This is a genomic window from Planctomycetia bacterium, assembly GCA_015200345.1.
Lineage (GTDB): Bacteria > Planctomycetota > Phycisphaerae > UBA1845 > UTPLA1 > PLA3.
On the sequence record CP054187.1, the window covers coordinates 2,339,993 to 2,366,962 of the forward strand.

Sequence of the window (26,970 nt, forward strand, 5' to 3'; positions counted from 1 at the left end):
CTGTCTGCCTTATTTCGATCCCAGCAGGTCCGCCGTGAAGAGCGCCGTGTCGCCTTCAAGTGTGCCCGTGGCGTAATCGGCACAGACGGCGTTGTCGGTCTTGAGCGGTGAGCCGAGCTTGGCGCGAACAAACCCCGCGATGTCGGCGCCGGTCACGAAGCCGTCGTTGTCGATGTCGCCCAACAAGGCGCACGGGCAGCCGAGGGTGAACTGCGTGACGGCCTCGGTGAAGGGCGTTTCGTCGGCCTGAAAATTCCGCGCCTTGATGCGCAGGGTGTATTCGGTGCAGGGCGTCAGGCCGGTGAGGTTGACGCTGGTAGCTCCCGCGCCGGTGATCCAGGCGTTGGCGCCGCTGCCGTCGGGCGGGGTCAGTTCGTAATAGAATCCTGTCTGGATGAAGCCGACGTTGGTGAAGGTGCCGAGGGCCTGCACGGTCATGGACGTTTGCGTCACGTTGGAGAATGAGACGCCGGTCGGGGTCTGAATCGGCATGGCGGCGGTGAGGGTGGAGCTGTTCGCGGTGACGTTGGGCGAGGGGGCGTTGCTGTCGCGCGCGCGGACGACGTAGTTATAAACCGAGTTCGGCGTGAGATTGATGTTCGAGAAGTCGCGATCGGTGGTCCATCCGCTGTCCTGTCCGCCGCCCGCGCCGCTGACGTAGTCAAAGAAGTACTGCACCGGCGGCGAGCCGCTATCGGTCGCCTCGGCGGCCTGCATCACGACGGTTGTCGTACTTGTGGGCGTCGGCGGGATGGTGAAGAACATCGGATTGGGCTCCGGCGAGTCGAGGTCGTCGTCGCAGACGCCCTGGGGATTGGCCAGCGCGTTTTGCAGGCCGGAGTGCTGGATCGCCGTGCCCTGGTTCGACCCGCCGCCGGTTGTGCAACCGGCGTGCGTGTGGATGCCGATCGCCAGGCCGGTGGACTCGTCGATGACGGGTGAACCCGAGTTGCCCCCCGTCGTGTCCGTCGCGTAACGCACGGTGTTGCCGGAGAGCGAGACGTACGGCCCGACGTGCGTCTTTTGCACGTAGTTCCAAGTCGGCGAGACCGGCGCGGAGACACCGCCGTAGCCAGTGATGCGGATGTCCTGGCCGGAGACGGGCGGAGCGAATGGCGCGAGGATGAAGTAATCCCCTTGCGCCTGGGCCGGGGTCAAATCGGTATTGGAGTTCTTAAAGCAGCCGAAATAGCACCAGTCGTTGCCAACGCCGCCGTTCTGCGACTGAACGGAGGCAGGGTCGATGGGGTACTGATCCTGCGGCGGCGGGTTGACCGTCGAGCCGCCCGAGGTGGACAGCGGCACGTTGAACTGCATGACCTGAAGCGAAGCCCCCGCACAGTGCCCGGCTGTAAGCAGACACTTGTTTTCATCATTGAAGAGCCAGGCCGTGCAGGTGACGGGCATGGCGCGGCCGACGCGCGGATCGTTGGACAGCACGCGGTCATCGACGGTGCCACAAATGCTGCGTTCGTTGGCGTCTTCTTCGAATACCGGCTCTCCGGCGATGGTCTCGCGAATGACGATGCGATTCTCACCGGTTCGCGGGGTGGCGAAGAGTTCGATGCGCACGGCATCGCCGTTGAAATAGGCGCTGGTGTTCTGCCATTGCCGGACGTGCGAGGCGTACAGGATCTGGAAGTAACCGTCGAGCAGCGAGGTGATAACCAGGAACGACCCGGTTCCGTCGGCTTCATTGCCCGCTAGCCGCACCTCGTCAAATTTGAGCCGGATCCATGAGGCATCGGGGACGCGAATGGTTTCCGCAAAGACGGCGTCGTTGGAACGACCGATATTCTCCACTGGGCCGGAGTCGATCGGCGTGGGGGCCAATCGACTGGGGATTTCACGAGGCTGGGCGAATGCGGAAGGCAGCCCTGCGAACAGCACGAGGACGGTCGGACACAGGAATCGAGCAGGTCGGAATGCATTCATGACGGTCTATTTTAAGCACGCAAGGATGCAGGATGAAAGCGAAAACGGCGGAATTTGCCGATGCTTGATTGCTTTCGGTCGATTCGCGCGCCGACTCGCGGGTATGGCGGACCGAATTTGGTGGCGCAGGTGTGTGCGCGCAAACGCCCGATGGATTATGGGGTTTGCCGCGGGGGTGTTTCTGTGCGGCTGCAATCGGCCGGGTGCGATCGACGTGGACCTGACCAGCCATCCCGTGCGATTTCTGATTGACCACCAGGGCTGGCCGCGGCCGTTCGTGTGCCCGCGTGTGACGGAGTTCGCCGTAGCAAGCGATGAAGACGGGGCGGTGTGGCAGTTGGCGGCGGAATCGGCCGAAGGGATCCCCGCGCGGGAGTTGGCGATTGTCTATGGTGAGTTGCCGCGTGGGTTTGTGCAGATCGTGCCGACCAGCGGGCGTCCGCCGCGGCTGATGGAAGGGCGGACGTACTACGTCGCGGCGGGTGGACCGAAATCAGTCTATCGCATTGTGTTCGCGCTGCCGCTGGAGCGGGGGATGCCGCTGCCGCAGGGAGCAGTCGGAAGTGGTCAGTGAGCAGTGGTCAGAGAATGCCGTAGGGTGCGCACTCGACGCACCAATTTCTGATCAAATCTTTCCCGGCGAAAGTCGCGCGATGGTTGTCGCGGGTCGGCAGACGATGCGCGGCGGGGTGTGATTCTTGAAGCGTGATTGAGGCGCTTCATCGGGCGACACGCAACTTTTTTTCGCACTCAATCCACCGAGAAATCGAAACTTAGCGAACATCGCAGGCGCTGATGCCGGCTCAAACCTCGCGCGCTGGCACGCCCGATGCTTAGGCCAGACGGCGTCCGGCCTGCGCCGTGCGCGTGGTCAGCATGAGTGAGCGAGCGTGAATGAACGAACGAGCGGCGACAACCGGTGATGCGTTGCGAGCGACGTGGGGCCGTGAGGTAAATCGGCACGAGCCGAACGGCTTGCGACGGCTGGGGGCGGCCGTGGTGCGAAGCGCGATGATCGCCGCGACGCTGCACATGATTGAATCGCCGACCCGGGAGCGGGCCGAGGAAGCAAAACGCCTCGATCGCTAGGAGCGACGAGGCCGGGGCGACAGGAGGTCGCTGGGACATGGTTCAGGGACTTTGGCAGTCGGCCGGAGGCATGCTGGCGCAGGATTACCGGCAGACGCTGCTGGCGAACAACTTGGCCAACGCGGAGACGCCGGGCTTCAAGCCGCAGCGCGTAGGCTTCCTGGAGCGCCTCAACGCCGCTCGTGCGCGCGGCGATTTGGCCTCGCTATCGGGGCCGTGGTCGGAGCTCACCGGGGGCGTATTCGAGACAAAAATCTATACAGATTTCACCGACGGCCCGATCGTGCCGTCGGACAGCCCGTTCGACGTGGCCATCCGCGGCGAGGGCTTTTTGTCTGTTCAGACGGCCGAGGGTCCGCGTTACACGCGCGATGGTCGCATGGTGATGGACCAGGGCGGCATGCTGCGTCACGCGGCCAGCAACGCGCCGGTGCTTTCGTCGGAGGGGCGGCCGATCGTGGTGAATCCGTTGAGCGGTGACAAGCCTCGGATCGACGGGACGGGTCGGGTGTGGCAGGGCGAGAGCATTGCGGGCCGGCTGGGCGTGGTGGAGTTCGCCGATCGGCAGGGGTTGGTTGCGCAGGGCGAGAATTTGTTCGACGCGGGCGGTCAGGCGTCGCGGGCGAGCCGTGCCGAGATCGTGTCTCGGGCATACGAGGCGTCGGGCGTGCAGCCGGCGGCGGCGCTGGTGGAGATGATCGCGGCGTCGCGGGCGTATCAGATGAACGCGACCATGGTCACGATGCAGGATCAATCGCTGGGCCGGGTGGTGAACGAACTCGGGCGCGTCGGATAAGGGCGATTGGTGTTTTGCCGGCGAGTGGCTCGCCGGTTGAAGGGTTGAGCATGGGCATTCAGGCACTTTATACCGCGGCGACGGGCATGAAGGCGATGGACTTCAAGCTCGACGTCACGGCGAATAACCTGGCGAACATCGAGACGACGGCATTCAAGCGTTCGCGCGTGAACTTCGAGGACATTCTCTACCAAACCATCGAAGAACCGGGAGTGCGCAACGGGCTGGATCAGCCGCTGCCGCTGGGTCAGCAGGTGGGTCTGGGCGTGCAGGTTTCGAACACGCAATTGAACTTCGAGCAGGGGTCGTTTGACCAGACGCAGCAACCGTTTGATCTCGCCATCGAGGGCGAGGGGTTCTTCCAGGTGCAGGCGTTCATCGACGGACAAGAGACTACTGTCTATACTCGAGCAGGCAACTTCACGAAGAACGCCAACGGCGAGCTGGTGCTGGCGAATTCGTTCGGGGCGCGGCTGGAGCCGCAGATCACGATTCCGCAGGACGCGGTGGATGTTCAGATCTCGCCGCAGGGGCTGGTGGCGGTGCGGTCGCAGGGAGCGCTGGAGTTTCAGGACATCGGTCAGATCCAGCTGGCGCGATTCATCAATCCATCGGGTCTGAAGCAGTTGGGCAAGAACCTGTACGGTCAGACGGATGCGAGCGGCCCGCCGCTGATCGCGAACCCGACGCAGGACGGGACCGGTTCGCTGCTTCAAGCGAACCTGGAGTTGTCGAACGTCGATCCGGTGCGGGAGCTGGTCGAGCTGATCCGCACGCAGCGGTCGTTTGAGTTGAACTCGCAGTCGATCCAGAGCGCGGATCAGACGCTTCAGACGGTGAACAATCTTCGGAGATTCTAACAGCGGATCGGCGCGTGACGCGCTGAATCCGGGATGACGTCGGAGACGCAGGCATGACACGAGGGATGATGACCAGCCGGACCGCTGCGATCGTGCGAGGAGAACCCGCGCCGCGCGGGTGCGTGGCGCGCCTGACGGTCACGCTGGCAATTTGCATTTGCCCTGTGCTGCCGGACTTGGCGTCGGCCGGTGAAGTGCGCATCTGGCCGTCGGCGGTCGTGTCGGATGGCGAGGTGACGCTGAAGGATGTGGCGGAGTTTGTGGATTTTTCGCGCGCCGAGCGCGCCCGGCTGGAAGCAGCGGTCGTCTCGCCTGCGCCGTGCGAAGGGGGGGAGGCGCTGTTGACGCACGATGATGTTCGCCGGGCGCTGGTGGACGGCGGTGCGAACCTTGCCGAGGTGCGGTTGCTGGGCGCGTCCCGGTGCAAAGTGTCGCGGCCGTTGGGCGCGCCGCGTCGGTCGTCGCAGCCGGTTCGTGCATCCGCCGGAAACACAGGGGTTCAACGGCGCGCCAAGCGCGGCGTCATGGCACCGTCTGTTCAGGCGAAGGAGCCGACGGCGCGCGACGTGCGGACGTTGGAGACGGAGGTTCGCGAATTCCTGGCTGCTCGGCTGGCGGGGCTGCCCGGTCGCATAGACGTGCGTTTCAGCCGTGCCAATCGGCTAGATCTTGCGCTGCCGGCCGAAAGCCATCACTTTGAGATTCATGCGGCGTCGCCCGTGGCGCCGGGCCTGGTCACGCTGGAGGTGCGGTCGCATTCGGCGGATGGGGCGACGCGCGAGGTACCGCTGGTCGCCGAGGTCGCCGTGCTGCGCGAAGTGGTCGTTGCGCGGAGGCCGATCAACCGCGGCCGGTTGATCGAGCCGGCGGACCTGGCGGTGCAGGAGCGTCGGTTCACCGACGCGGCGGATATCGGGTTGACGGACGTGAGCGCAGCGGTCGGACAGCGCACGCGGGACTTCATCGCGGCGGGCGCGATGGTGACGGCGGGATCGATCGAGGCCGCGCCGGTGGTGGAGCGTGGGGATGCGGTGACGATCTGGATTCGTCGCGGCGGAGTCGTTGTGAAGGCATCGGGTCGCGCCCAGCAGGCGGGCGGGCTGGGGGATGTGATTTCTGTTCGCCGTGAAGGGACGAAGCGCAAGCAGGATTTGATCGAAGCGGTGGTGACGGGGCCTGGGACGGTGACGATCTCGGATTCGATGCGCCTGGCAAGCCGCTGAAGGAGCAGACGTGATGCGTCGGTACGTGATGGGACTGGTTGTGCTCGGTCTGGCGCCGGCGATGGCGGCGGGGCAGTCGTCGTCGCTGTTCAATCGCGCGCAGGCGCAGCCCATGCAGCAGGCCGGCGCAACGACGCAGCCGGCGATCAACGGAGCGGTTCGAGCGGAGAACGGCGCGGCGATTCCGCAGGTGCCGATGGTGATTCCGCCGCCGTCTCGCAACCTCGCGCTGGTGCAGTATTCGCTCACGTCGATCGCTCCTCCGGAGCCGAAGGCGATCGGCGTGAACGACTTCATCGGTGTGATCGTTCGGCACCGGCTGCGGTATCAGACGGATTCGCGCCTGGAGCAGAAAAACAAGTGGAATCTCCAGTCGAAGCTGGCGGCGTGGTTCCGGTTTCATGATCGCAAGCTGGTGCAGCAGGATTTCGAGCGTGGCACGCCCGAGGTGAAGCTGGATCACAAGAACGACATTCAAAACCGGGGCGTGTCCGATCGGCGCGACGTGTTCGAGACGCGCTTGAAGGCGAAAGTCGTGGACGTGAAGCCGAACGGCAATCTCACGATCTTCGCGCTGACGCAGGTCGAGATCGACGACGAAAAGCAGTTCATCCTGATGACCGGCGAGTGCAACAAGACCGACATCGCCCCGGACGGCAACGTGACCAGCGACAAGATTTTCAACCTTGTCATCAAGACGGACAACGACGGCGCGGTGCGTGACGCGGTGAAGCGCGGCTGGTTCAAGGAATTCCTCGATACGGCGAAGGCGTTTTGACGGGATTGGGAATGATTGAGTTGACACAACGAGCCGCGGGCTTCAGCCCGCGCGGCCGATCGAATGATCGAGACCGCTTCGCGTCGACACGCGGCGTGCACGTGATCGCGGCGCTGCTTCTGCTTGGCATCGCGGCCGAGGCGCGGGCCACGCGCATCGCCGACGTGACGCACCTGCAAGGCCGGCGCGAGAACCGGTTGCTGGGCTACGGTCTGGTGATCGGGTTGCCCGGCACGGGCGACGGCGGGAAGTATCTCGCGTCGGTGATGCAGCTCCAGGCGATGCTCGCCAAGTTTGAGATCCCCGTTCCGGCGGCCGCGCTGGCGGATACGAAGAACGTCGCGATCGTCATGGTCGAGGCAACGCTGCCGGAGAACGGCGTGCGGGAGGGCGACCGGATCGATGTGCGGGTGAATTCGACCGGTTCGGCGAAGAGCCTGATGGGCGGCTACCTCGTGCCGACGCCGCTTCAGGGGCCGGGGCTGGATCGCATATTCGCGTTCGCGTCGGGATCGGTGCGACTGACCGATCCGGCGGTCAAGACGAGCGGCCTCATCGTGCAGGGGGCGACGATGGAGGCGGATGTCATCCACAACTACGTGAACGAAGCAGGGCAGATCACGCTGGTGATCGAAGACGTGCATGCGAGCCACGCGCTGGCGTCGGTCATTGCGCAGATGATCAACGAGAGCGTGTCGGAGATGGGGCAGTCGCGGCGATTGGCAGAAGCGATCGGCCCGAAGAACGTCGTGGTGACGATTCCCGAGGAGGAGCGTGATCGGCCGGCGGCGTTCATCGGCCGGATCGAGAGCACCGAGTTGCTGATGCCTCCGGGCGAGGCGCGGATCGTGATCAACCGGAAGACGCAGACGATCGCGATTGGGGATGGTGTGGAAGTCGGCCCCGCGGTGATTTCGCACAACGGGATGTCCATCATGACGCGGCAGCCCCCGCCGGTGCCGACGGCGGATGCGCCGGTGGTCGGTGAGCAGTTCGTGGCGGCGATTCAGCCGGGCGGCGGCGTTGCCGGGGCGAATGATGCAACGCGTGCGAAGTTGCAGGAGCTGGTGGATTCGCTGAACGCGCTGGGCGTGCCGGCGAAGGACATCATCGAAATCGTCGAGAACCTGCACAGGCTGGGGAAGGTGACCGGCAAACTGGTGGTGGTGGAGTAATCGCGAGCATGGAAATCAATCCGGCATTCTCGATACGCCCACAAGCGGCGCTAAGCCTCGCGGCGGATTCCGCGCGCAACGTGGCTCGCGCGATTGACGCTGCGCCGGCGGGAAAGACGGCGAGCGAGATCGGTCGCAAGCGCGTCGGCGAACTGGTCGGCAGCATTTTTTATGGCCAGTTGCTGCGTCAGATGAATCAATCGAGTTTGCGAAGCGATCTGTTTCACGGCGGTCGCGGTGAAGAGGCGTTCCAGGGGCAGCTTGTGCAGCACCTGGCGGAGCGGATCGGTCGCTCGAAGAACGAGCCGGTGTCCAACGCGATTCATCGCTCGATGCAGCGACGGTTGGGGAATGCAACGGACGGAGCGGCGTCATGACGGCGAGCGCGAAGAACAAGTTGGCGCCCATGACGCAGGGTGTGGAGGCGCTGGCGCGGCTGCTGGATCAGTTGATCGCGCGGCACGAGGCGTTGCACACGGTGATCGCGGACAAGCTCGAGTCGATGCGCCGGTCGGACGTGCCGGCGATGCTGGAGGCTTCGGCGCGCGAGGCGGCGATGACGGACGAGATTCTGAAGCTGGATCAGCAGCGCGCGGCGGTCGCGACGGATCTGGCGACGCGGATGCAGTGGCCGGCCAATGTGACGGTTCGGATTCGCGCGTTGGCGGCGCGGCTGGAGCCGGCGGCGGCGAAGAAGCTGATCGATCGCGCGGACGTGCTGCGCGAGAAGATGCTGGCGGTGGCGCGGGCCAATCGCGTGGTGGAGCTCGTCTGCAAGCAGATGCTCCAGCACATGAAAGCGGTGTTCGCCGATCTCGTGCATCCGGATGATTCGAACAGAACGTACTCGGCGGGCGGCGGGGTCGAACGACCGGCCGGACCGCAGGTGTTCAACACGGTGGTATGAGACATGGGACTTAGTTCAGCCCTTGGGATTGGTCGCTCGGCGCTGGCCGCGTATCAGGCGGCGTTGCAGGTTGTCGGCCACAACATCGCCAACGCGGGGACGCCGGGCTACGCGCGGAACGTCGCGAACCTGTCGGCCGTGCCGGGGGCGAGTCTGGGCGTGGGCCAGGTCGGTTACGGGGTCACCGTGACGGGGGTACGGCGCAACGTGAGCGAGGCGCTCAATGCGCGGCTGCGCACGGCGGGGTCGAACGTGCAATCGTCGGTCGCGCAGCGCGACGTGATGGCGCGGATCGAGGGCATTTTCAATCCGCTGGGGGACACGAATCTCGGCTCGCTCATGAGCGAGTTCTTCAAGACCGTCGGCGACTTGCAGAACAATCCGCAAAACACCGCCTCGCGCAGCATGGTCACGACGAGCGCCGGCGCGGTCATCGACAAGATTCGCTCGATGCGGGCCGATCTGCTTTCGCTTCGGACCGACGCCAACCGCGAAATCGAAGTCGCCGTGCAGCAGGCCGATCAGCTCGCGTCGCAGATCGCTTCGCTCAACGTGCAGATCAGCACGGCGGAGGCGTCGTCGGGCGGGACGGCGGCCGGACTGCGCGATCAGCGCGATCAGTTGCTGGGTCAGCTATCGGACCTGTTTGAGATCACGGTGCGCGAGCAGCCGTCGGGCGCGATCAACGTGTACGTCGGCAACGACGCCCTGATTCAGTTCGGCGAGTCGTTCGGGCTGAAGACGACGACGGAGATCGACGCCAACGGGCTGGCTTCGGTCGTCGTGCGGTACAAGCATCACAACGGCCCGGTCGATGCGACGAGTGGTCGCGTCCCCGGGCTGATCACGGCGCGCGATTCGTACGGGCAGTCGCAACTGGATCGGCTCGATGCGATGGCGTCGGCGCTGATTCACGAGGTCAACAAGCTTCACGCGAGCGGCAAGGGGTTGCAGGGTTTCTCGAGCGTGACGGGGACGTACGCGGCGACGGATCCGAGTCTCGCGCTTTCGACGACCGGCAACGGCATTACGTTTCCGCCGAAGACGGGTTCGTTCTTCATCGACGTGAAGGACAACGCGACGGGTGTCTCCACGCGGCATCAGATTCACATCGATCTGGACGGCATCGGCAGCGATTCGTCGCTGAACTCGGTCGCGGCGGATATCACCGCCAACGTGCCTGGCGTCACGGCCACGGTTCTGGCCGACGGTCGCTTGCAGCTTTCGGCGGCGGCGGGCAGCACGTTCTCCTTTGCGGACGACACGTCGGGATTTCTGGCGGCGGTGGGTGTGAACACATTCTTCGCCGGCAGCACGAGCCGCGATATCGAGATCAACGCGGTGGTGAAGAACAACGCTGCTTTTCTGGCAGCGGGCAAGACGGATCTGCCCGGCGACGGCTCGAACGCGACGGACATCGCGGCGTTGCAGAACAAGGTCGTGACCGCGCTGGGCGCATCACTGAATGAGTATTACGCATCGACCGTCGCGGAAATCGCGGTGACGTCGGCGAGCACGCAAAGCGCGTCCGATGCCGGCGCGATCGTGTTCGAGTCGCTGACGAACCAGCGCGAAAGCATCAGCGGGGTGAACCTCGATGAGGAGGCGATCTCGATGATTACGTACCAGCGGGCCTATGAAGGCGCCGCGCGGTACATGACCGTGGTGGACGAAATGCTCCAGGTGCTCTTGGGCATCGTGCGGTAAGGAATTGAGACGAACATGGGTTTGAGCGGAATCAACCGAGTCTCGAGCAACATGCAGGCACTGGCCATGCTGAACCAGCTCCAGCGCAACACGGTGCGCCTGGCGTATGACCAGCAGCGTCTGGCCAGCGGCAAGCAGTTGCTCTCGGTCAGCGACAACCCGCTCGCGGCCGAGAAGATCAGCCGGCTCAACCAGTCGCTCCAGCGGCAGGATCAAATCCTTCAGAACCTGCGCCATGCGGACAACTACCTGACGGCGGCCGACTCGGCCCTGGTGGATGTGAGCGACTTGCTGACCCAGGCGGCGCGGATCGCCAGCGAGCAGGCCGGCAGCCTCCAAAGCACCGAGGAACGCGCGTCGCAGGTCGCCGTCGTGGATGGATTGATCGATCAGTTGCTGAACATCGGCAACCGTCAATATCAGGGCGACTACCTGTTCGGAGGCCGGCAATCGCGCCTGGCGCCGCTGGCGACGAGCAGCGGCCGCGTGACGCTCCAGGGCGACGTTGCCGGAAGGCGGACGCTCGTCGGCGAGGACCTCGCGCTGCCGTTCAGCATTCCGCTGGCGGACATCTACGGTTTGAACAGCGAGGTAAGCGGCGGGTTTGTTGACTTCGATGTGCAGCTTGATCCGGCCGGACGCATCAACGAACTGGGCGGCTTTGCGAATGCGGGCGTTCGGCTCGGCGTGCTTCGCGTGACCGAGACCGGCCCGAACATCACGTTCGACGTCGATTTCACCGGCGTCGAGACGATCAACGATCTGATCGCGCGATTCAATGACGCGGCGGTGAACGCCGGCGCAACGTTGAGCCTGGGGGTCAGCCCGGCCGACGGCGGCGCGCTGCGCATCACAAGCGGCGGCGGCAACGGCATCACCGTCGCGGACATCGGCAACGGAACAACGGCGTTTGATCTTGGCCTGCGTGGGACGGTCGGCGCAGGCACGCCGCTGGATGGCGGAAACCTGAACCGCCGGGTCACGATTACGACACGTCTCGCGGACTTGCAGCCCGGCGGGCTGGCGTTGCCGGACGGCGTGGTGATTACCAGCGGCAGCAAGACGGTGAACGTGAGCTTCGCCGGCGCGACGCGCGTGCAGGATGTGCTGAACGCGCTGAACTCCGCCGGCGCAGGTGTGCGGGCGTCGATTACCGAGGACGGCCGCTCGATCCAGATTGAGAACCTGATCGCGGGCACGCCGCTGATCATCGGTGAGAACGGCGCGGGGACCGACGCCGAAGCGCTGGGAATCAAGACGATCGACCGCGGGGTTTCGCTGTCCCGTGTGAACAACCAGCGCGGCATTCACCCGGTGAGCGGGAGTGATCTTCGCATCACGAACGCCAACGGCGTGTCGTTTGAAGTCGATCTGACCGGTGCGAACACGATCGGCGACGTGATTGATGCGATCAACGCGGCGTCGGTGCTGGCCGGCGCGGGCGTGACGGCCAGCACGTCGCAGGGCGGAGCAGGTCTTCGGCTGGCGGGTCCGGCGGGTCCGAACAATCTGATGGTCGAGGCATTGAACCTGTCGCCGGTGGCCGCGGAGTTGGGAATTCTCAAGAGCGGTACGCCGACAGCGCTGGAGGGCGAGAACGTCGCGCCGTTCAGGCAGCCGGGGATCTTCAGCGCGTTGTATCGGTTGCGCGATGCATTGCTGGCGGACAGTTCGTCGGAGATCACCGAGGCCGGTTCGCAGATCAACGCCTTGCAGCGCGACGTGGCGACGGTGCAGGGCCAGGTCGGCGCGGCGTCGAAGGCGATGCGCGATCGGTTGCAACAGACCGATGATGCGGTGGCGGCGACGCGCATTTTGTTAAGCGAGCTGGAAGACATCGACTACACGGAAGCGGTGACGCGGTTTCAACAGGCGCAGACGGCGCTTCAGGCCAGCTTGTTGAGCAGCAGTCGGATATCCAATCTGTCGCTGTTGGACTTCCTGCAATGAGAGGACGCATGGCAGGCGGCGACGGGTTTTTCAGGGACGGGACGGTCGGCGGCATCGCAGCGCCGCGACGGTCGCAACATGCCGCCGGGTCGGCGGCCGGGAGCAGAGGACATGGTTATTGAAACGTCACGGTTCGGAGGAATCGAAGTGGACGATCAACGCTTTTTGAATTTTCCGCGCGGCATCCTGGGTTTTCCCGACGATCGCGAGTTCGCCCTGATTCAGACGGGCGAGAACAGCGCGTTCTACTGGATGCAGGCGGTGCATCGGCCGGAGCTGGCCTTCGTGGTGTGCGATCCGCGGATGTTTCTTCCGGATTACCAGATCGCGATCAAGCCGGAGGATCTGACGCAGATCGGCTTGTCGGACACGGTCGGCTCGCAGGTGTTTGTGATCGTGAACAAGGTGGGCGAGACGTTGACGGCGAATCTTCAGGGTCCGCTGTTGATCAACGTGGCGACGCGCGTGGGCAAGCAGCTGGTGCTGTCGGAGAAGAAGTATACGACGCGCCATGAATTGATGAAGCTGCCGCAGCGCGGCGTCATGGCCCGGACGGCCTGAAACAGGGAGGTTGGCAGGCGTCGAGACCGCGTGATGCCTAGGATTGGGTGAGGTGAATTCGCCCGATCCGGAGGCGCGACGTGCGGCCTCGGAAGTTGAAAGCCCGCGTGAGTGCGGCGGCAGGGTTTGCCGTGTGCGGGCGGAAATTGCGGAGCCGACGGCTTCGCAACCAGGAAGGAGCCTGGCATGCTGGTACTTTCGCGACAGCGCGATGAAACAATCATGATCGGCGACGATATCGAGATTACTATTGTCGATATCAGAGGAGACAAGGTGCGCCTGGGGATCACGGCCCCGTCGCACGTCGCTGTGCACCGGAAGGAAGTGTACGACGCGATCCAGCGGGAGAACCGCGCCGCGGCCAACATCAAGCCCGAGGACTTGCCTCCGGACGCGACGCGCCCGGGCGGCAACCCACCGCCGGGCGATGGGCCAAGGCCGCCGCGTGGACCGCGTCGGGGTTGAAGCGGGGCGAAGGGAGCGCGTGGCGGGTGGCTGAAGGAGTCAGCCCGCGAGACAAACGCGGACCTGCACGGTGCGGGCGAGCGACAGCGACTTGGACTGGACTTTGACGGCGGCATGACGCCGCGACGCCAGCGACAATCACGGAGGATTGTGATATGTCACGCATTAACACGAACACGGCCTCGATCACCGCGGCGCGCGAGCTGACGCGCTCCAACGACCGGTTGCTCACGTCGCTGGAGCGGCTCTCCAGCGGCCTGCGCATCAACCGCGGCGCCGACGACCCGGCAGGCTTGATCATCTCCCAGAACCTGCGGTCGGAAATCGAGAGCGTGCGCCAGGCTGTCGCCAACTCGCAGCGGGCCGCGAACGTGATCGCCACGACCGAAGGGGCGTTGAACGAGGTGGCCGCCCTGCTGAACGACATCCAGGCCAAGATTGTCGAAGCGGCCAACGTCGGCGCCGTCTCGGACGATGAAATCCGTGCCAACCAGCTTCAGATCGACTCGGCCATCGAGTCGATCACGCGCATCGCCAACACGACGACCTTCGGCGGGCGAAAGTTGCTCAACGGCGCGCTGGGGTATGTCACCAGCGGCGTCAACAACGCCGAGCTGACCGACCTGCGTATTAACAGCGTCTCGTTCGGCACCGCCAGCTACATCCCCGTGACGGTCAACGTCATCCAATCGGCGCAGCATGCGGCGCTGCAATTCCAGACCAGCGCCGTGACGTCGGATGTCACGATCGAACTGGCGGGTCCGAACGGGGTCACGTCCCTTTCGTTCATCGCCGGGACGGCGGCCAGCGCCATCGGCGCGGCGATCAATCTCGTCAGCGATGCCACCGGCGTGCGGGCGTCGCTCATCAACAACGCGAACGCCGCCAGCGGCATCGTCCTGGAGTCGATTGCTTACGGCAGCGATGCCTTCGTACAAGTCACCGAGCTGGGCGGCACGAGCGGCGTCTTCAATACGGTGGACGAATTCAGCAACGCGGTCCGGCGCGACACTGGTCGCGATGTTTCGGCCACGGTCAACGGCGCCAGCACCCTCGGCAAGGGACTCAATCTCTTCCTGAACACGACGAGCCTGTCGATCGAGCTGCGGCTGCAGGAGGCCTTCAACACGGCCGGGTCAAGCTCCTTCACGATCACCGGGGGCGGCGCGATCTTCCAGCTTGGCCCCGGAGTCGACACGAATCAGCAGGTGAACATCGGTGTCCAATCAACCGCGGCGACCAACCTCGGAAATCTGACCGTCGGGTATCTGTCGGACATCGCCAGCGGCGGGTCGTATTCGCTGCTCAACGGCGGCGCGAAGCAGGCGGGCGAGATCGTGGCCGAAGCAATACGACAGGTGTCGATAATCCGCGGCCGGCTCGGCGCGTTCGAGAAGAACACACTCGACACCAACGTGAACCAGCTTCGCATCACCCTGGAGAACCTGACCTCGGCGGAATCCACGATTCGCGATCTGGATTTCGCCCAAGAGACGAGCAATCTGACGCGAAATCAGATTCTCGTGCAGGCCGGGACAAGCATCCTGGCGGTGGCCAATCAGACGCCGCAGAACGTGCTGGCGCTGCTGCGCTAAACCGGGCGACAGGGCACAATCGACGAGGCCAGGGCACGGTCTGAATGATTCAGGCCGTGCCCCCTTCTTTTTGGGGCCCTGCGAAGCCGATTTCGAGCGGGAATCGCGGGCGGGATTGCCTCCGCGTCCGATTGTTTCGCAAGGGGGATTCTGATAGAATAACGCTCGAGCGCGACTGAATGACCGCGCTCGAAAGGCGGACCCCGCAGCCGCCTTTGGATGGGAGGGGATGCGTCGTTACCGGCTTCCCGCATCTTCCTGCCTGCGTACTCCAGCCTGATGGGTAGTTTGACGAAACGATCATTTAACTGAAGAGGACGATCCATGACTCGACGAATGGCGCTTGGGGGAATTCTGACGGCGTTGGCGATCTCGGTGTTTTCGGACGCCGCGCGCGGCCAGCCACTGACCACGGTTCGCGTGGCGAGCGGTCTGACCAATCCGATTTTTGTGACGGCGCCGCCCGGCGACACGAGCCGGCTCTTTATTGTGGAACAGCGCGGCAATCCCAGTGCCTCGCAGGCGCGCATCCTTGTGATGGATCTCACGACCAATCCGCCTACGCTGCTGGGCACGCCGTTCCTGGTCATAAGCGGCCTTGCCACGGGAAATGAGCAGGGATTGCTCGGCATGGCGTTCGACCCGAACTATCTGTCGAACGGCCGGTTCTATCTTAATTTCACGCAATCGGGAGGCAGCGGGACGTCGATCGTTCAGCGGAGAATCGACGCGAACCCGCTGGACAACGTTCACACGGATGCGATGGGCAGCCCGAACACGGTGATTTCGTACGTGCAGCCGTTTACCAACCACAACGCCGGTTGGATGGGTTTCAGCCCGGTGGATGGGTACCTGTACATTCCGACCGGGGACGGCGGCAGCGCGTGCGATCCGTCGCAACGCGCACAGAATTTGAGCGTCGTTTTCGGCAAGACGTTGCGTTTGGATGTCTCCGGGGCGACCGGGTATACCATTCCACCCACCAATCCGTATGTGGGCGGCGGCGGACTCGGCGAAATCTGGAATTACGGACTTCGCAATCCGTGGCGGTGCGGGTTCGATCGCGCCAACGGGAACCTGTACATCGGAGACGTCGGGCAGAATCGCAAGGAGGAGATCGACATCGATCCGGCTGGCGTGTCCAATCGAAACTACGGCTGGGATTGCATGGAAGGATTTGATTGTGCCAACTTGTCGTCACAATGCGTCGGCACGACCAACGGCTGCACCTGCGGGGCGGCGGGCCTGATCGCCCCCGTTCATGACTACGATCAGACGATCGGCTCGCGCTGCGCCGTGACCGGCGGCTACGTTTATCGCGGCTGCCGAATGCCGGGTCTGCAAGGCACTTACTTCTTCGCCGACTATTGCAGCGGCGAGATCTGGTCGATGCCGGCCGGCGGCGGCACGGTCACGTCGCGCACGGCTGAACTGGCCCCCGGCGGCGGGTTGGCCATCAGCCTGATCACGTCCTTTGGCGAGGACGCCCAGGGCGAGCTTTATATTTGCGATCAGTCCGGCGGGGAGGTCTTCAAGATCATTCCGCGCGGCGTCGGCGACACGAACGGTGACAACGTCGTCAACCTAAATGACGCCGATTCGTTCGCGCTGGCCTGCGTTGACCCCGTGGCCTACGCGCTGGCTTTCCCCGGGTTGGATCCGTTCATTCGCGCGAACATGAACGGCGATTGCGAAGTGAACGGGCACGATGTCGTGCGCTTCGTGAAGACGCTCGTGCCGTAAGCCGGGGCTCCCGTCGCTTCAACGCAGCGCCGCAATGAGAATTCATCTGCGGCACAGGCATCTGGCTTGTGATTCACCGTAACCTGCGCGACCCGCGGCTTAACCCCGCGGGTCGTTTTTTGTATACTCCCGCCATGCCGCGCCTGGTTCCCTCACTCAGTGCCCGCCAGCGCCGCCGCGCGCTGGGGCAAGTCTTCACGCCGCGGCTCGTCGCCGACTTCATGGCGCGATGGGTCTGCGCGCGTCGTCCCGAGCGCGTTCTCGATCCTGCGCTGGGCGAAGGCGTCTTCGTCGACGCGGTCGAGGCGCTCGCGCGACGCAGCCGATGGTCGCCGCGCATCGACTCGTTTGAGGTGGATCGAACCGTTGCTCGTTCGCAATCCGGCCACGATTGCCGTTTGTTGACCATTCGATGGGAGGATTTTCTGCTTGCCGACATTGCGACGCACTACGACGCCATCATCGCGAATCCGCCCTATGTTCGGCATCACGAGTTGGAGTACGGCGAATCGGTGCTGCGGCGGATTGACGCGCTGGCGGGCCGGCGGCTGTCGCGTGCGACGAATCTGTATGGCTTGTTTCTTGTGCGGATCGCGTCGTTGCTCGCGCCGGGTGGCCGCGCGGCGATCATCACGCCTGCGGAATGGCTCAATGCGGAGTTTGGCGTGACTCTAAAGGCTTTTCTGCTGGAGCGCAATTTAATCGACGCGATGATTCAATTTGATCCGTCGTTGCTCGTCTTCCATGGTGCGCTGACGACGGCGGAGATCGTGCTGCTGCGCCGCGGGCGGCGCGAGGGTGATTCAATCAGGCTGATGAACATCAAGACGCTGGATGATCTTCCGGCGGTGAACTTGCGCGGCGCTCGATGCGTGCGGCGCGATGATCTGGACCCGACGCGGAAGTGGTCGCCGTTGTTTGACGCCGCGCGCGCGGCAACGCCAGCGGGGCGTTCCGCGCGAACTCGCGACGCGCATGCTGCAACCGGTGCAGCCATGAGACTCGGTGACGTGGCGACGTGCTCGCGCGGCATCGCCACCGGGGCGAACACGTTTTTCGCGCTGCGCGAGTCCGAACGGTGCAAATGGAAAATCAGCCTTGCCGATTTGCGACCGTGTATTACCAAAGCGGCGCAGCTGCGCGAGCGGCAACTTGATGCGGTCGCGCTCCGCCGGCTCGTGGAACGCGACGAACGGATCCTTCTCCTGCATCCCCGGCGACCGCTTTGCCCCGCGATGAAACGCTATCTGGCGCACGGCCGGTCACTGGGCGTGGACCGCCGCCACTTGCCGAGCCATCGGCCGGTCTGGTACATGCCGGAGAATCGCCCGCCCGCACCGATTCTAATCGCCGTGTTTTCACGCGGCGAATTTCGCGTTGTTTGGAATGAGGCCCGGGCGATGAATCTCACCGCGTATCACGGCATCTATCCGCGAGCGAGCGATGGCGATGGAGCCGACCGCCGGAAGGCGAAGCAATTGTTTAAGTACCTGTGCAGCGCAGCCGGCCAGCGCGCGATCGCGCTGCACCGTCGTGTGTATGGCGGCGGGCTGTACAAGCTCGAACCGCGCGACGTGGAGGCAGTGGAGATTCCGAACGGTCTCATGGGCACGAAATAGCGGGATCGTCTGTGGGTTTGTCGCCGGCTCGCAAGGTCGGCATCATGTTGAATTGTGACGAGCGAAAGGCAAGGTCCATGCGATCGATTTCTCTAACACGCGGCATGCTGGGTTTGCTCATCCTCGGCGCGATTGCGCGGTCGGTCGGCGCGGGGGAACGCGCGGGAATTGAAGCGATTCCGGCGGACAAGGCTGTGCTGAACGAAATCGACCGGCGCGTGGACGCCGCCCTGCCGGCCTGGCTTGCTTTCTACAAAACATGCCACGCTCATCCCGAGCTATCGCTTCAGGAAAAGGAATCCGCCGCTCGGATCGCCGCTTCGTTCAGGAAGGCCGGCCTCGCCGTGACCGAGAACTTCGGCGGCCACGGCGTCGTTGGTGTGCTCGAAAATGGCAAAGGCCCGACGGTTCTCATCCGCGGCGACATGGACGCTCTGCCGATCATCGAAGACACCGGTGTGCCGTATGCGAGCAAAGTAAAGGTCGAGCTTGGTGACGGCTCGCATGTCGGCGTCATGCACGCCTGCGGCCATGACGTGCATCAGACCGTTCTCGTTGCGACGGCGCAGATGCTCGCGGAGATGAAAGAGCATTGGCGCGGTCGTGCGGTGTTTGTGGCGCAGCCGGCCGAGGAGATCGGCCGCGGCGCGGGGATGATGATCGAAGCGGGTCTGTTTGAGAAATTCGGCAAGCCCGACGCGTGCATCGCCCTGCATGTCTCGCATGAGATTCCCGCCGGCACCATCGGTTACACGTCCGGCTGGGTCTATGCCAACGTCGATTCAGTGGACATCACCATTCACGGGCGCGGGGGCCACGGGGCCTATCCGCATCAGGCGGTCGATCCGATTGTGACCGGGGCACAGGTTGTGCTGGCGTTGCAGACGATCGTGAGCCGCCGCATGAATCCGCAGGAGCCGGGCGTCATCACCGTCGGCTCGTTTCACGCGGGGAGCAAGCACAACGTCATTCCCGATGACGCGACGCTGCAACTGACGGTGCGGTCGTACAAGCCCGAGGCGAGGAAACTGTTACTCGATTCGATTCGTCAGATCGCGACGGATGTCTGTAATTCGGCGGGCTGCCCGAAGCCGCCGACGGTGACGGTGCTGGAGCAGGATCATACGCCGGCGAGCTACAACGATCCGACGCTGACGGCCGCGTCGGTCGAGGTGTTTCGCGCTGTGTTCGGAGACGACCTCGTCCTGGAGCGGCCGGCGAGCATGGGCGGGGAGGATTTCGGGCAATTTGCCGCGCGGTCGGGCGCGCCGGGCTTCATGTTCAACATCGGCACGGTGGACGAGGCGCGATACATTGCCTCGCAGAAACCCGGTGCCGATCCGCTGCCGAGCGTGCATTCGGCGAAGTTCGCGCCGGTCCCCGAGCCAACGCTGCGAACTGGCGTGCGCGCGATGACCTCGCTGGCGATGAGCCTGATGAGCAAGAGCGAAAAGTAGGGTCCGCTGTGCGGACCGGTTGCCGAGAAGGGTGATCGGCTCGGTTGATCGGCAGGGGATCCTCCCCGCACGGCGCGAGCGTTGTCGGCGGCTTCCGCCGCCGGATGGATTCCCCCTGTTGGACACTCTCACCGAAGGACGAGCGCGGATTGGTTCGACGCGAGAATCCTCTGATTTTCCGTCCGTCCTCCGGTCGGTGAAAAAGAAATCAAGAATCACCGATCGACAGGGGCTTGCACGCGTTGCTCGCTGCGCCCCTGGCAACACGTGGGCGCGCCCCTGGAGCGGTGCACGCCGCGGTGAATCGCATCGCTTCAACGTCCACCGCAAAACCCATAGAATGCGGGCATTCGAGAACCCGCAGACCTCGATCAATCGAGAGCATCATTATGATCGCCGCCATCAAAGACCTTCACCAGCACGTCGGCCGGACCGTCACGCTTCAGGGTTGGCTTTACAACAAGCGCGACTCGGGCAAGATCGCGTTTCTCGTCGTGCGCGACGGGACGGGCCTCTGCCAGTGCGTCGTGGCGAAGTCGCCGCAAACCGAAGGCTTCTTTGAGAAGGCGCGACACGTGTCGCAGGAGTCGTCGCTGCGCGTGACCGGCGTTGTGCGCGCGAACGAGAAGCAGATTGGCGGGCACGAGTTGGACGTGACCGCGCTGGAAATTGTGGGCGAGGCGGTCGATTACCCGATCACGCCCAAGCCGCACGGCATCGAGTTCCTCATGAAGAACCGCCACCTGCATTTTCGCAGTCGGCGGCAGTGGCACATCCTTCGTATTCGCGCGACGCTGGTCGATGAGATTCGCGGCTACTTCAATCGCAACGGGTTCACGCTGATCGACACGCCGATCTTCGCGCCGGCCGCCGGCGAGGGCGCGCAGACGCTGTTCACGGTCGATTACTTCGGCGAGCCGGTCTATCTGGCGCAGACGGGACAGTTGTACGTCGAGGCGGCGTGCATGGCGTTTGGAAAGGTTTATTGTTTCGGGCCGACGTTTCGGGCGGAGAAGAGCAAGACCCGGCGGCATCTCACCGAGTTCTGGATGGTCGAGCCGGAGATCGCCTACGCCGAACTGGATGATGTGATCGCCGTGGCGGAGGACTTCATTTGCAGCATCGTGCAGCGGGTGTTGCGCGATCATCGGGCTGATCTGGAGTTCCTTGGGCGCGATCTGGCTTCGCTGGAAAAAGTGCAAAAGCCCTTTTATCGACTGACGCACAAGGCGGCTGCGGAGATTCTGCGCGGCGGCCGGGGCCGGGCGCTGCTGGAGAATGATCTGAAAGTGAAGACCGCGCGGATCGAGGAGATCGGGCGACTGTTGGCCGAAATGGAGTCGCGCGAGAAGGCGGCCGGTGTGAAGCAGTGGGAGCGGGACAAGCTGGTGGCCGAGATGGCGGAATTGAAGGAGGAGCTGGACGATCTGGAAGTGGAAGTGAAGAACATTCCGCATCACATTCAGCTTGCCGAGGGATTTGATGAGAACGGCGACCTGGGCGGCAGCGACGAGACGATCATCTCGCGGCTGCACGATCGGCCGGTGTTCGTGACGCATTACCCCAAGGGCTGCAAGGCGTTTTACATGAAACAGAACGCCGACGATCCGACGCGGGTGAACAACGTGGATCTGCTCGCGCCCGACGGCTACGGCGAGATCATCGGCGGCAGCCAGCGCGAGGACAGTCTGGACGTGCTGCTGCATCGCATCCACGAAGACGGCCTGAACCCGGCCGACTACGAGTGGTACCTCGACCTGCGGCGGTACGGCACCGTCCCTCATGGCGGCTTCGGCCTGGGCGTCGAGCGGACGCTGGCCTGGCTGTGCGGATTGAAGCACATTCGGGAGACGATCCCGTTCCCGCGGATGATGGGTCGGTTTTATCCGTGAGGCGTTAATGATTGAAGAACGATGCCTGGGGCCCGATACTGGATTTGAGAAACCGGGCAGTGGGAGATACAATCCAGTTGTTGAGAAGGAACAACAGGCCCATGAATAACGGTCCAATTAAGATAGTTGTTGAAAAGCACGCCGACGGATATGTTGCGTATCCACTTGGCATGAAAGGGGTTATCGTCGCCCAGGGGGACACGTTTGACGATGCGGTTCGTGAAATCAGGTCTGCAATTCAGTTTCACGTCGACACCTTCGGCGCGGACGCGTTTGGTGAAAGCGAACCCATTGAAGCATTCATTGCTGAAACCGCAGTCACGCGATGATTTTTCTGCTTGACAGTTTCCTCTATATAGTATATAGACTATTTAGTGAATAGGCTATTTAGACCTTAGTGCCGAGTTGGTTACGGCCAGCGAAGGTCAGTACGTTCACCATTTGGAGGAGTTCATGGCAGGCTTTGTTCGGACAATATTGACAAAGAACGAATTGCCGGGGGTGGTCACTGAAAAGTGGTCTTACGATGTTCTCAATGAGGGGTTTGTTCCTTTCCCTAAGAAGCTCTTGCGATGCTTAAGCTCAATTTTTTAGCAAAGGATGGCCTAGATCATCTGGCCGCAGTGCTTGCGATCGTGGGCTACAAGCGGCCAAACTTGACGCGCCTACCGAGTCTTGATTACTTGGCGTTTACTGCGGGCCTTAGCGATGACAAATTTCGAACTTGCCTTCAAGCCCTAGGGCGGCGGAAGCTTGTGACGACGGCGGGAACGGACTAAGAAGAATTAGAAGTTCGCCTCGACGGCCTCCTTGAAGAAATTAGGGTAAAGTCGGCCGGTAGGTAGTCATGGAGCGGAATGGATGCCAAAGTTTCCGATTGATGCCCCAAAGCGACGCGTTCTTAAAGCATTTGCGAAACTCGGATTTGTTGTGGTTCGTGAGCGCGAACATATTGCCTTGCAGCGTACAAATGACGACGGCACTACGACTCCGATGACAATTCCAAACCATGCGACACTCAAAGGATCAACGCTTCGAACGATTTGCAATCAGGCCGGAATCTCTCGCGAGCAATTTCTCAAGGCCTACAACGAAAGTTGATCGGCCGGTACCCGTGCCAATTCCTTGTAAGTGGAATCTCGCGACATCTTATATAATATCGCCATGACCCACCAGACCATCGCCATTCTCGATTTCGGCTCGCAGTATCTGCAACTCATCGCGCGGCGGGTGCGGGAGAATCAGGTGCATTCGCTGATCTTCGCGCCCGGCGCGTCGCCGGAAGAGCTGTGCAAGCACAACGTCATCGGCGTCATCTTGAGCGGCGGGCCGGCGAGCGCGTACGAGAAGAATGCCCCCCAGCCGCACGCTGGGTTGTTTGAACTCGGCTTGCCGATCCTCGGCATCTGCTATGGCATGCAGGCGGCGGCGCATCAGCTCGGCGGGCGCGTCGAAGCGGCGGCGCTGCGCGAATACGGCCGAGCGAAACTGGAGATCACCCGGCCCGATCCGATCTTGGCCCACGTACCGGAATCGACGACCGTCTGGATGTCGCACGGCGACGTGGTGACCGATTTCGGCGGCGATTTTGTCACGCTCGCCCGCACGCCCTCGTGCCCCCACGCGGTCGTTCGTCACAAGTCCCGCCCGCTGTACGGCGTGCAATTCCACCCCGAGGTGTCGCACACGCCCGAAGGCGGCCAGATCCTGCGAAACTTCCTCTACGAAATCTGCGGCGCGGCCGGCACCTGGAATCCCGGCTCAATCATCGATCAGTCCGTTGAGGCCGTCCGTCGCACCGTCGAACCCGGCGCGAGCGTCATTGTCGGGCTGTCCGGCGGCGTCGATTCGGCGGTCACGGCGGCGCTGATCCATCGCGCGATTCCTGACCGCCTCACGTGCATTTTTGTTGACAATGGTCTCTTACGCGCCAACGAGCGGCAGCGCGTCGAAGCGGTGTTTGAAGGCCATTTTCACATGGACCTGCATGTGGTCGATGCGGCCGAGCGATTTCTCAATCGTCTTGCCGGCGTGACCGATCCGCAGGAGAAGCGCCGCCGCATCGGCCACGAGTTTATTGAGGTGTTCAAATCCGAGGCGACGCGCATCCCCGGCGCGCACTACCTCGCGCAGGGCACGCTTTATCCTGACGTGATCGAATCGGGCCATTCGGCCGCGGGACCGGCGGCGAACATCAAGCTGCATCACAACGTCGGCGGGCTTCCGGCGGAGCTGGGCTTCAAATTGGTCGAGCCGTTGCGCGATCTGTTCAAGGACGAAGTGCGCATCATCGGCGAAATTCTCGGCCTGCCGGAGGAACTTGTCTGGCGGCATCCGTTCCCCGGGCCGGGTCTGGCGGTGCGCATCATCGGCGATGTCACGCACGAACGGTGCGAGCTGCTGCGCGCCGCCGACCGCATCATCATCGAGGAGATCACCGCGTCGGGCTGGTATCGCAAGATCGCGCAGGCCTTCGGCGTGCTGCTGCCGGTTTCGAGCGTCGGCGTCATGGGCGACGGGCGCAGTTACGCCGGGCAGAATGTCATCGTCGTGCGGTTCGTCGAGTCGCGCGATTTCATGACCGCCGACTGGGTACCGATCGAACCGGGCGTGCTGGCGCAAATTTCGACGCGCATCACGAATGAGGTCGCGGGCGTGAATCGCGTGGTGTACGACATCACCAGCAAACCGCCGGCGACAATCGAGTGGGAATAGGAACCGTCAGAACGGCTTAAAGTCGAAAAGTCAAAAACCGCATCGGGTGGTGCGGGTGACTCGCCCGCCTGTTAGTGAGTGAGCCTGCTGCGGTGTATCGACGGTTTGCTCGCAGCAATTTTGTTCTCGGACCTACAGCCCTATGCTGCTATCCACCGGTTGCCATTACGCCGTGGCCGCGCTGGTGCGGGTCGTTCACACGGCCGAGCCGGGTCGGTTCTGCCTGGTGAAGGACATCGTCGGGCCGCTGGACGTGCCGCGCGATTACCTTCGCAAGCTGTTACAACAACTCGTCCGCGCCGGCGTGCTGGCGTCGGCCAAGGGCCGCGGCGGAGGCTTCGCGCTCAACCGCCTCGCCGGGCAGATCACGCTCCGTCACATTGCCGAAGCCATCGACGGTCCGGATCGCGCTTATCGTTGCATGTACGGATCGTCGCGCTGCGACGCCTCGCATCCATGCAATCTCTTGCCTGCTTGGGCGGCTGTGCGGCGACAGATGGACGATCTGCTGGATCGCACGACGCTGGCGGACTTGGCTACGGTGGTGCGATTTTGAGAGATTCGATGAATGGCGTCGTTCTCGCACGATCGTCGCGCCGCGCGGGCTGAAGCCCGCGGCTCATTGTGATAGCGCCGCGCGGCGCTGAAGCCCGAGGCTCTTTGTGATAGAGTTTCCGGGCTATGACGACTTCCGATCCGATCCGCGCTCGGTTCGCCCCCTCGCCGACGGGTTATCTCCACGTCGGCGGGGCGCGGACGGCGCTGTTTAACTGGTTGTTCTGCAAGCGCTTCGGCGGCACGTTCATTCTGCGCATCGAGGACACCGACATCCTGCGAAACATTGAGGGGGCCGAGTCCAAGCTGATCGAGGATCTCCGCTGGCTCGGCATCGAGTACGACGAGGGGCCGGATGTCGGTGGGCCGGCCGGGCCGTATCGCCAGTCCGAGCGGCGCGATCTGTACGACGCGGCGGCGAAGAAGCTGCTCGCCGAGGGCAAGGCCTACTACGCGTTCGACACGCCGGAGGAGCTGGACGCCCTGCGGCGCGAGGCGACGGCGAAAAAAGTCGGCTTTCGATATCCGCGGCCGGCGCACTTCCCCACCGAGGCGGACGCGGCTCGAGCGCGGGCCGAGGGACGGCCGGTCGTCGTGCGATTCGCCGTGCCGGACGAGGCAATCACCATTCACGACGAGATTCTCGGCGACGTGACGTTCGGCGCGGGCGAGTTGGAAGACCTGGTCATCGTCAAAAGCAACGGCTGGCCGACGTATCACTTCGCCGTCGTGGTCGATGACGCGCACATGAAGATCAGCCACGTCCTGCGGGCGCAGGAGCACCTGATGAACACGCCCAAGCACGTGTTCATGCAGCAGGCGCTGGGCTATCCGTCGCCAGCGTTCGCGCATCTGCCGCTGGTGTTCAACCTCGACGGCTCGAAAATGTCCAAACGCGACAAGGCCAAGGCGGTGCAGAAGGCGATCACAGAGCGCGGCGCAAGGATGTCGCCGCAGACGCCGGAGGGCGCGGCGTGGCACGCATCGTTGCAGTCGGCGGCCGGCGGAGCCGAAGTGATCGATCGCTTGAAAAAGGGCGATGCGCCGGATTCGGCGACGCTGGATCGGCTGGGGAAATTTCTCGGCGTCCAACTGCCGGAGATCGACGTTCACGATTTTCGCGTGAGCGGCTACTTGCCCGAGGCGCTGGTGAACTTCGTCGCGCTCATCGGCTGGTCACCTGGCAACGACCGGGAGATTCTCACGCGCGAGGAGATGATTCAGGCATTCTCAATCGACCGCATCAACAAGACGGCCGGGCGCTTCGACCGCGAGAAGCTGCTGTCGTTCAATACGACGTATGTCGCAGCCGCGACGCCGCAGCGCCTGCTGGCTGCGTTTCGAGACTGGGCGGCGGCGTGCGAATCACCGATGGCGGCGCTGGATGATGATACGATCAATCGCGTGCTGGCGGCGTGCAAGGGATTTCGCACGTTCGCCGACATCGCCTCCAAGGCCGGTGTCCTGTTCGCCGAGGACGCCTCGGTGGTCTACGACGCCGACGCGGTGAAGAAGGTGCTGGTGAAGAACGACGGCGCGGGGTACGCGATGCTCGGGCACGTGCTGCCGGAGCTGGAGGCGCTCTCACCGTGGAGCGCCGAGGCGGTTGAAGCCTGGGTGAAGACATTTTGCGAAACGAGCGGTGCCAAAATGGGCGACGTGGCGCAGCCGCTGCGCGTGGCCGTGGCGGGGCGGACGGTCAGCCCGTCGATCGGGGACACGCTGGCGTTGCTGGGGCGGGAGCGGACGCTGGCGCGGATTCGCAGGTGCCTGGACAATCGTTAATGCAGTGATATAATACGGTCGATAGAGAGCATCGAAGTGCACCGTTGGACCTCATCATTTGAACTTCGCATGGCAGGCCGCCAGGCCCAGCAGCGGCGCGCGCCGCGCTGAATCCACCTTTTTCATTACCATTGTCCGTTCGACGTTCGTTGTGAAACGATTC

The 26,970-nt window shown here is 63.5% G+C and carries 24 protein-coding genes; 23 read left to right on the forward strand and 1 reads right to left on the reverse strand.

The genetic code is table 11. The features are described 5' to 3' along the window. Positions 1–9: 9 nt before the first annotated feature. Positions 10–1,935, reverse strand: coding sequence for a fibronectin type III domain-containing protein (locus tag HRU71_09535; GenBank protein QOJ03709.1), 1,926 nt, complete (start codon positions 1,933–1,935; stop codon positions 10–12). Between the two features lie 157 nt (positions 1,936–2,092). Here HRU71_09535 and HRU71_09540 point away from each other — a divergent pair, with 157 nt between their 5' ends. The 23 genes from HRU71_09540 to HRU71_09650 all read left to right on the forward strand — a co-directional run bounded on the left by HRU71_09540 (position 2,093) and on the right by HRU71_09650 (position 26,807). Next, complete coding sequence (locus HRU71_09540) at positions 2,093–2,509, forward strand: hypothetical protein (protein ID QOJ03710.1); 417 nt, start codon at positions 2,093–2,095, stop codon at positions 2,507–2,509. Between the two features lie 320 nt (positions 2,510–2,829). After that, positions 2,830–3,024, forward strand: a complete 195-nt coding sequence (locus tag HRU71_09545) for a hypothetical protein (protein QOJ03711.1) — start codon at positions 2,830–2,832, stop codon at positions 3,022–3,024. A gap of 37 nt (positions 3,025–3,061) precedes the next feature. Next, a complete protein-coding gene (locus tag HRU71_09550) occupies positions 3,062–3,820 on the forward strand; it encodes a flagellar hook-basal body protein (GenBank protein QOJ03712.1) in 759 nt (252 codons plus the stop codon). A 50-nt stretch (positions 3,821–3,870) separates the two neighbouring features. Further along, positions 3,871–4,680, forward strand: a complete 810-nt coding sequence (flgG, locus tag HRU71_09555) for a flagellar basal-body rod protein FlgG (GenBank protein ID QOJ03713.1) — start codon at positions 3,871–3,873, stop codon at positions 4,678–4,680. Between the two features lie 53 nt (positions 4,681–4,733). After that, entirely contained in the window at positions 4,734–5,903 is a 1,170-nt protein-coding gene (flgA, locus tag HRU71_09560; GenBank protein ID QOJ03714.1) for a flagellar basal body P-ring formation protein FlgA, read from the forward strand. A gap of 13 nt (positions 5,904–5,916) precedes the next feature. Then, complete coding sequence (locus HRU71_09565; GenBank protein ID QOJ03715.1) at positions 5,917–6,681, forward strand: flagellar basal body L-ring protein FlgH; 765 nt, start codon at positions 5,917–5,919, stop codon at positions 6,679–6,681. Positions 6,682–6,692: 11 nt separating this feature from the next. Continuing rightward, positions 6,693–7,856 carry a flagellar basal body P-ring protein FlgI gene (locus HRU71_09570; GenBank protein ID QOJ03716.1) on the forward strand — a complete coding sequence of 388 codons (1,164 nt, stop codon included), beginning with the start codon at positions 6,693–6,695 and terminating at the stop codon, positions 7,854–7,856. An 8-nt stretch (positions 7,857–7,864) separates the two neighbouring features. Continuing rightward, a complete protein-coding gene (locus HRU71_09575; protein ID QOJ03717.1) occupies positions 7,865–8,233 on the forward strand; it encodes a hypothetical protein in 369 nt (122 codons plus the stop codon). Next, positions 8,230–8,763 (forward strand): flagellar protein FlgN, encoded by a 534-nt coding sequence (locus tag HRU71_09580; protein ID QOJ03718.1) that lies wholly within the window; start codon positions 8,230–8,232, stop codon positions 8,761–8,763. Before HRU71_09575 ends, HRU71_09580 begins: the two co-directional genes overlap by 4 nt. Before the next feature lie 3 nt (positions 8,764–8,766). Further along, the gene (gene flgK, locus HRU71_09585) at positions 8,767–10,470 is read left to right on the forward strand and encodes a flagellar hook-associated protein FlgK (protein QOJ03719.1); all 1,704 of its coding nucleotides are present in this window, start codon (positions 8,767–8,769) and stop codon (positions 10,468–10,470) included. A gap of 15 nt (positions 10,471–10,485) precedes the next feature. Continuing rightward, complete coding sequence (locus HRU71_09590) at positions 10,486–12,420, forward strand: hypothetical protein (protein ID QOJ03720.1); 1,935 nt, start codon at positions 10,486–10,488, stop codon at positions 12,418–12,420. A gap of 111 nt (positions 12,421–12,531) precedes the next feature. Then, on the forward strand, positions 12,532–12,981 hold the full coding sequence (locus tag HRU71_09595; GenBank protein QOJ03721.1) for a flagellar assembly protein FliW: 450 nt from the start codon (positions 12,532–12,534) through the stop codon (positions 12,979–12,981). Positions 12,982–13,167: 186 nt separating this feature from the next. Further along, complete coding sequence (gene csrA / locus HRU71_09600) at positions 13,168–13,446, forward strand: carbon storage regulator CsrA (GenBank protein QOJ03722.1); 279 nt, start codon at positions 13,168–13,170, stop codon at positions 13,444–13,446. A gap of 155 nt (positions 13,447–13,601) precedes the next feature. Then, positions 13,602–15,041: a flagellin gene (locus tag HRU71_09605; GenBank protein QOJ03723.1), complete on the forward strand. Its 1,440-nt coding sequence runs from the start codon at positions 13,602–13,604 to the stop codon at positions 15,039–15,041. A 324-nt stretch (positions 15,042–15,365) separates the two neighbouring features. Beyond that, positions 15,366–16,784, forward strand: coding sequence for a PQQ-dependent sugar dehydrogenase (locus HRU71_09610; GenBank protein ID QOJ03724.1), 1,419 nt, complete (start codon positions 15,366–15,368; stop codon positions 16,782–16,784). A 134-nt stretch (positions 16,785–16,918) separates the two neighbouring features. Beyond that, the gene (locus HRU71_09615; GenBank protein ID QOJ03725.1) at positions 16,919–18,403 is read left to right on the forward strand and encodes an N-6 DNA methylase; all 1,485 of its coding nucleotides are present in this window, start codon (positions 16,919–16,921) and stop codon (positions 18,401–18,403) included. 104 nt (positions 18,404–18,507) lie between these two features. After that, positions 18,508–19,860, forward strand: a complete 1,353-nt coding sequence (locus HRU71_09620) for an amidohydrolase (GenBank protein QOJ04976.1) — start codon at positions 18,508–18,510, stop codon at positions 19,858–19,860. A gap of 389 nt (positions 19,861–20,249) precedes the next feature. Next, entirely contained in the window at positions 20,250–21,752 is a 1,503-nt protein-coding gene (locus HRU71_09625) for an asparagine--tRNA ligase (protein ID QOJ03726.1), read from the forward strand. Positions 21,753–21,853: 101 nt separating this feature from the next. Next, positions 21,854–22,081 carry a type II toxin-antitoxin system HicB family antitoxin gene (locus tag HRU71_09630; protein ID QOJ03727.1) on the forward strand — a complete coding sequence of 76 codons (228 nt, stop codon included), beginning with the start codon at positions 21,854–21,856 and terminating at the stop codon, positions 22,079–22,081. A gap of 532 nt (positions 22,082–22,613) precedes the next feature. Further along, positions 22,614–22,853: a type II toxin-antitoxin system HicA family toxin gene (locus HRU71_09635; protein ID QOJ03728.1), complete on the forward strand. Its 240-nt coding sequence runs from the start codon at positions 22,614–22,616 to the stop codon at positions 22,851–22,853. 57 nt (positions 22,854–22,910) lie between these two features. After that, on the forward strand, positions 22,911–24,467 hold the full coding sequence (gene guaA, locus HRU71_09640; GenBank protein QOJ04977.1) for a glutamine-hydrolyzing GMP synthase: 1,557 nt from the start codon (positions 22,911–22,913) through the stop codon (positions 24,465–24,467). A gap of 142 nt (positions 24,468–24,609) precedes the next feature. Next, positions 24,610–25,023: an Rrf2 family transcriptional regulator gene (locus tag HRU71_09645; GenBank protein QOJ03729.1), complete on the forward strand. Its 414-nt coding sequence runs from the start codon at positions 24,610–24,612 to the stop codon at positions 25,021–25,023. A 125-nt stretch (positions 25,024–25,148) separates the two neighbouring features. Next, on the forward strand, positions 25,149–26,807 hold the full coding sequence (locus HRU71_09650) for a glutamate--tRNA ligase (protein QOJ03730.1): 1,659 nt from the start codon (positions 25,149–25,151) through the stop codon (positions 26,805–26,807). Positions 26,808–26,970 lie beyond the last annotated feature (163 nt).

Coding starts and splice junctions, on each gene's coding strand:
- HRU71_09535 (QOJ03709.1), bottom strand. CDS start 1,935: ATGAATGCATTCCGACCTGCTCGATTCCTGTGTCCGACCGTCCTCGTG.
- HRU71_09540 (QOJ03710.1), top strand. CDS start 2,093: ATGGGGTTTGCCGCGGGGGTGTTTCTGTGCGGCTGCAATCGGCCGGGT.
- HRU71_09545 (QOJ03711.1), top strand. CDS start 2,830: ATGAACGAACGAGCGGCGACAACCGGTGATGCGTTGCGAGCGACGTGG.
- HRU71_09550 (QOJ03712.1), top strand. CDS start 3,062: ATGGTTCAGGGACTTTGGCAGTCGGCCGGAGGCATGCTGGCGCAGGAT.
- flgG (QOJ03713.1), top strand. CDS start 3,871: ATGGGCATTCAGGCACTTTATACCGCGGCGACGGGCATGAAGGCGATG.
- flgA (QOJ03714.1), top strand. CDS start 4,734: ATGACACGAGGGATGATGACCAGCCGGACCGCTGCGATCGTGCGAGGA.
- HRU71_09565 (QOJ03715.1), top strand. CDS start 5,917: ATGCGTCGGTACGTGATGGGACTGGTTGTGCTCGGTCTGGCGCCGGCG.
- HRU71_09570 (QOJ03716.1), top strand. CDS start 6,693: ATGATTGAGTTGACACAACGAGCCGCGGGCTTCAGCCCGCGCGGCCGA.
- HRU71_09575 (QOJ03717.1), top strand. CDS start 7,865: ATGGAAATCAATCCGGCATTCTCGATACGCCCACAAGCGGCGCTAAGC.
- HRU71_09580 (QOJ03718.1), top strand. CDS start 8,230: ATGACGGCGAGCGCGAAGAACAAGTTGGCGCCCATGACGCAGGGTGTG.
- flgK (QOJ03719.1), top strand. CDS start 8,767: ATGGGACTTAGTTCAGCCCTTGGGATTGGTCGCTCGGCGCTGGCCGCG.
- HRU71_09590 (QOJ03720.1), top strand. CDS start 10,486: ATGGGTTTGAGCGGAATCAACCGAGTCTCGAGCAACATGCAGGCACTG.
- HRU71_09595 (QOJ03721.1), top strand. CDS start 12,532: ATGGTTATTGAAACGTCACGGTTCGGAGGAATCGAAGTGGACGATCAA.
- csrA (QOJ03722.1), top strand. CDS start 13,168: ATGCTGGTACTTTCGCGACAGCGCGATGAAACAATCATGATCGGCGAC.
- HRU71_09605 (QOJ03723.1), top strand. CDS start 13,602: ATGTCACGCATTAACACGAACACGGCCTCGATCACCGCGGCGCGCGAG.
- HRU71_09610 (QOJ03724.1), top strand. CDS start 15,366: ATGACTCGACGAATGGCGCTTGGGGGAATTCTGACGGCGTTGGCGATC.
- HRU71_09615 (QOJ03725.1), top strand. CDS start 16,919: ATGCCGCGCCTGGTTCCCTCACTCAGTGCCCGCCAGCGCCGCCGCGCG.
- HRU71_09620 (QOJ04976.1), top strand. CDS start 18,508: ATGCTGGGTTTGCTCATCCTCGGCGCGATTGCGCGGTCGGTCGGCGCG.
- HRU71_09625 (QOJ03726.1), top strand. CDS start 20,250: ATGATCGCCGCCATCAAAGACCTTCACCAGCACGTCGGCCGGACCGTC.
- HRU71_09630 (QOJ03727.1), top strand. CDS start 21,854: ATGAATAACGGTCCAATTAAGATAGTTGTTGAAAAGCACGCCGACGGA.
- HRU71_09635 (QOJ03728.1), top strand. CDS start 22,614: ATGCCAAAGTTTCCGATTGATGCCCCAAAGCGACGCGTTCTTAAAGCA.
- HRU71_09645 (QOJ03729.1), top strand. CDS start 24,610: ATGCTGCTATCCACCGGTTGCCATTACGCCGTGGCCGCGCTGGTGCGG.
- HRU71_09650 (QOJ03730.1), top strand. CDS start 25,149: ATGACGACTTCCGATCCGATCCGCGCTCGGTTCGCCCCCTCGCCGACG.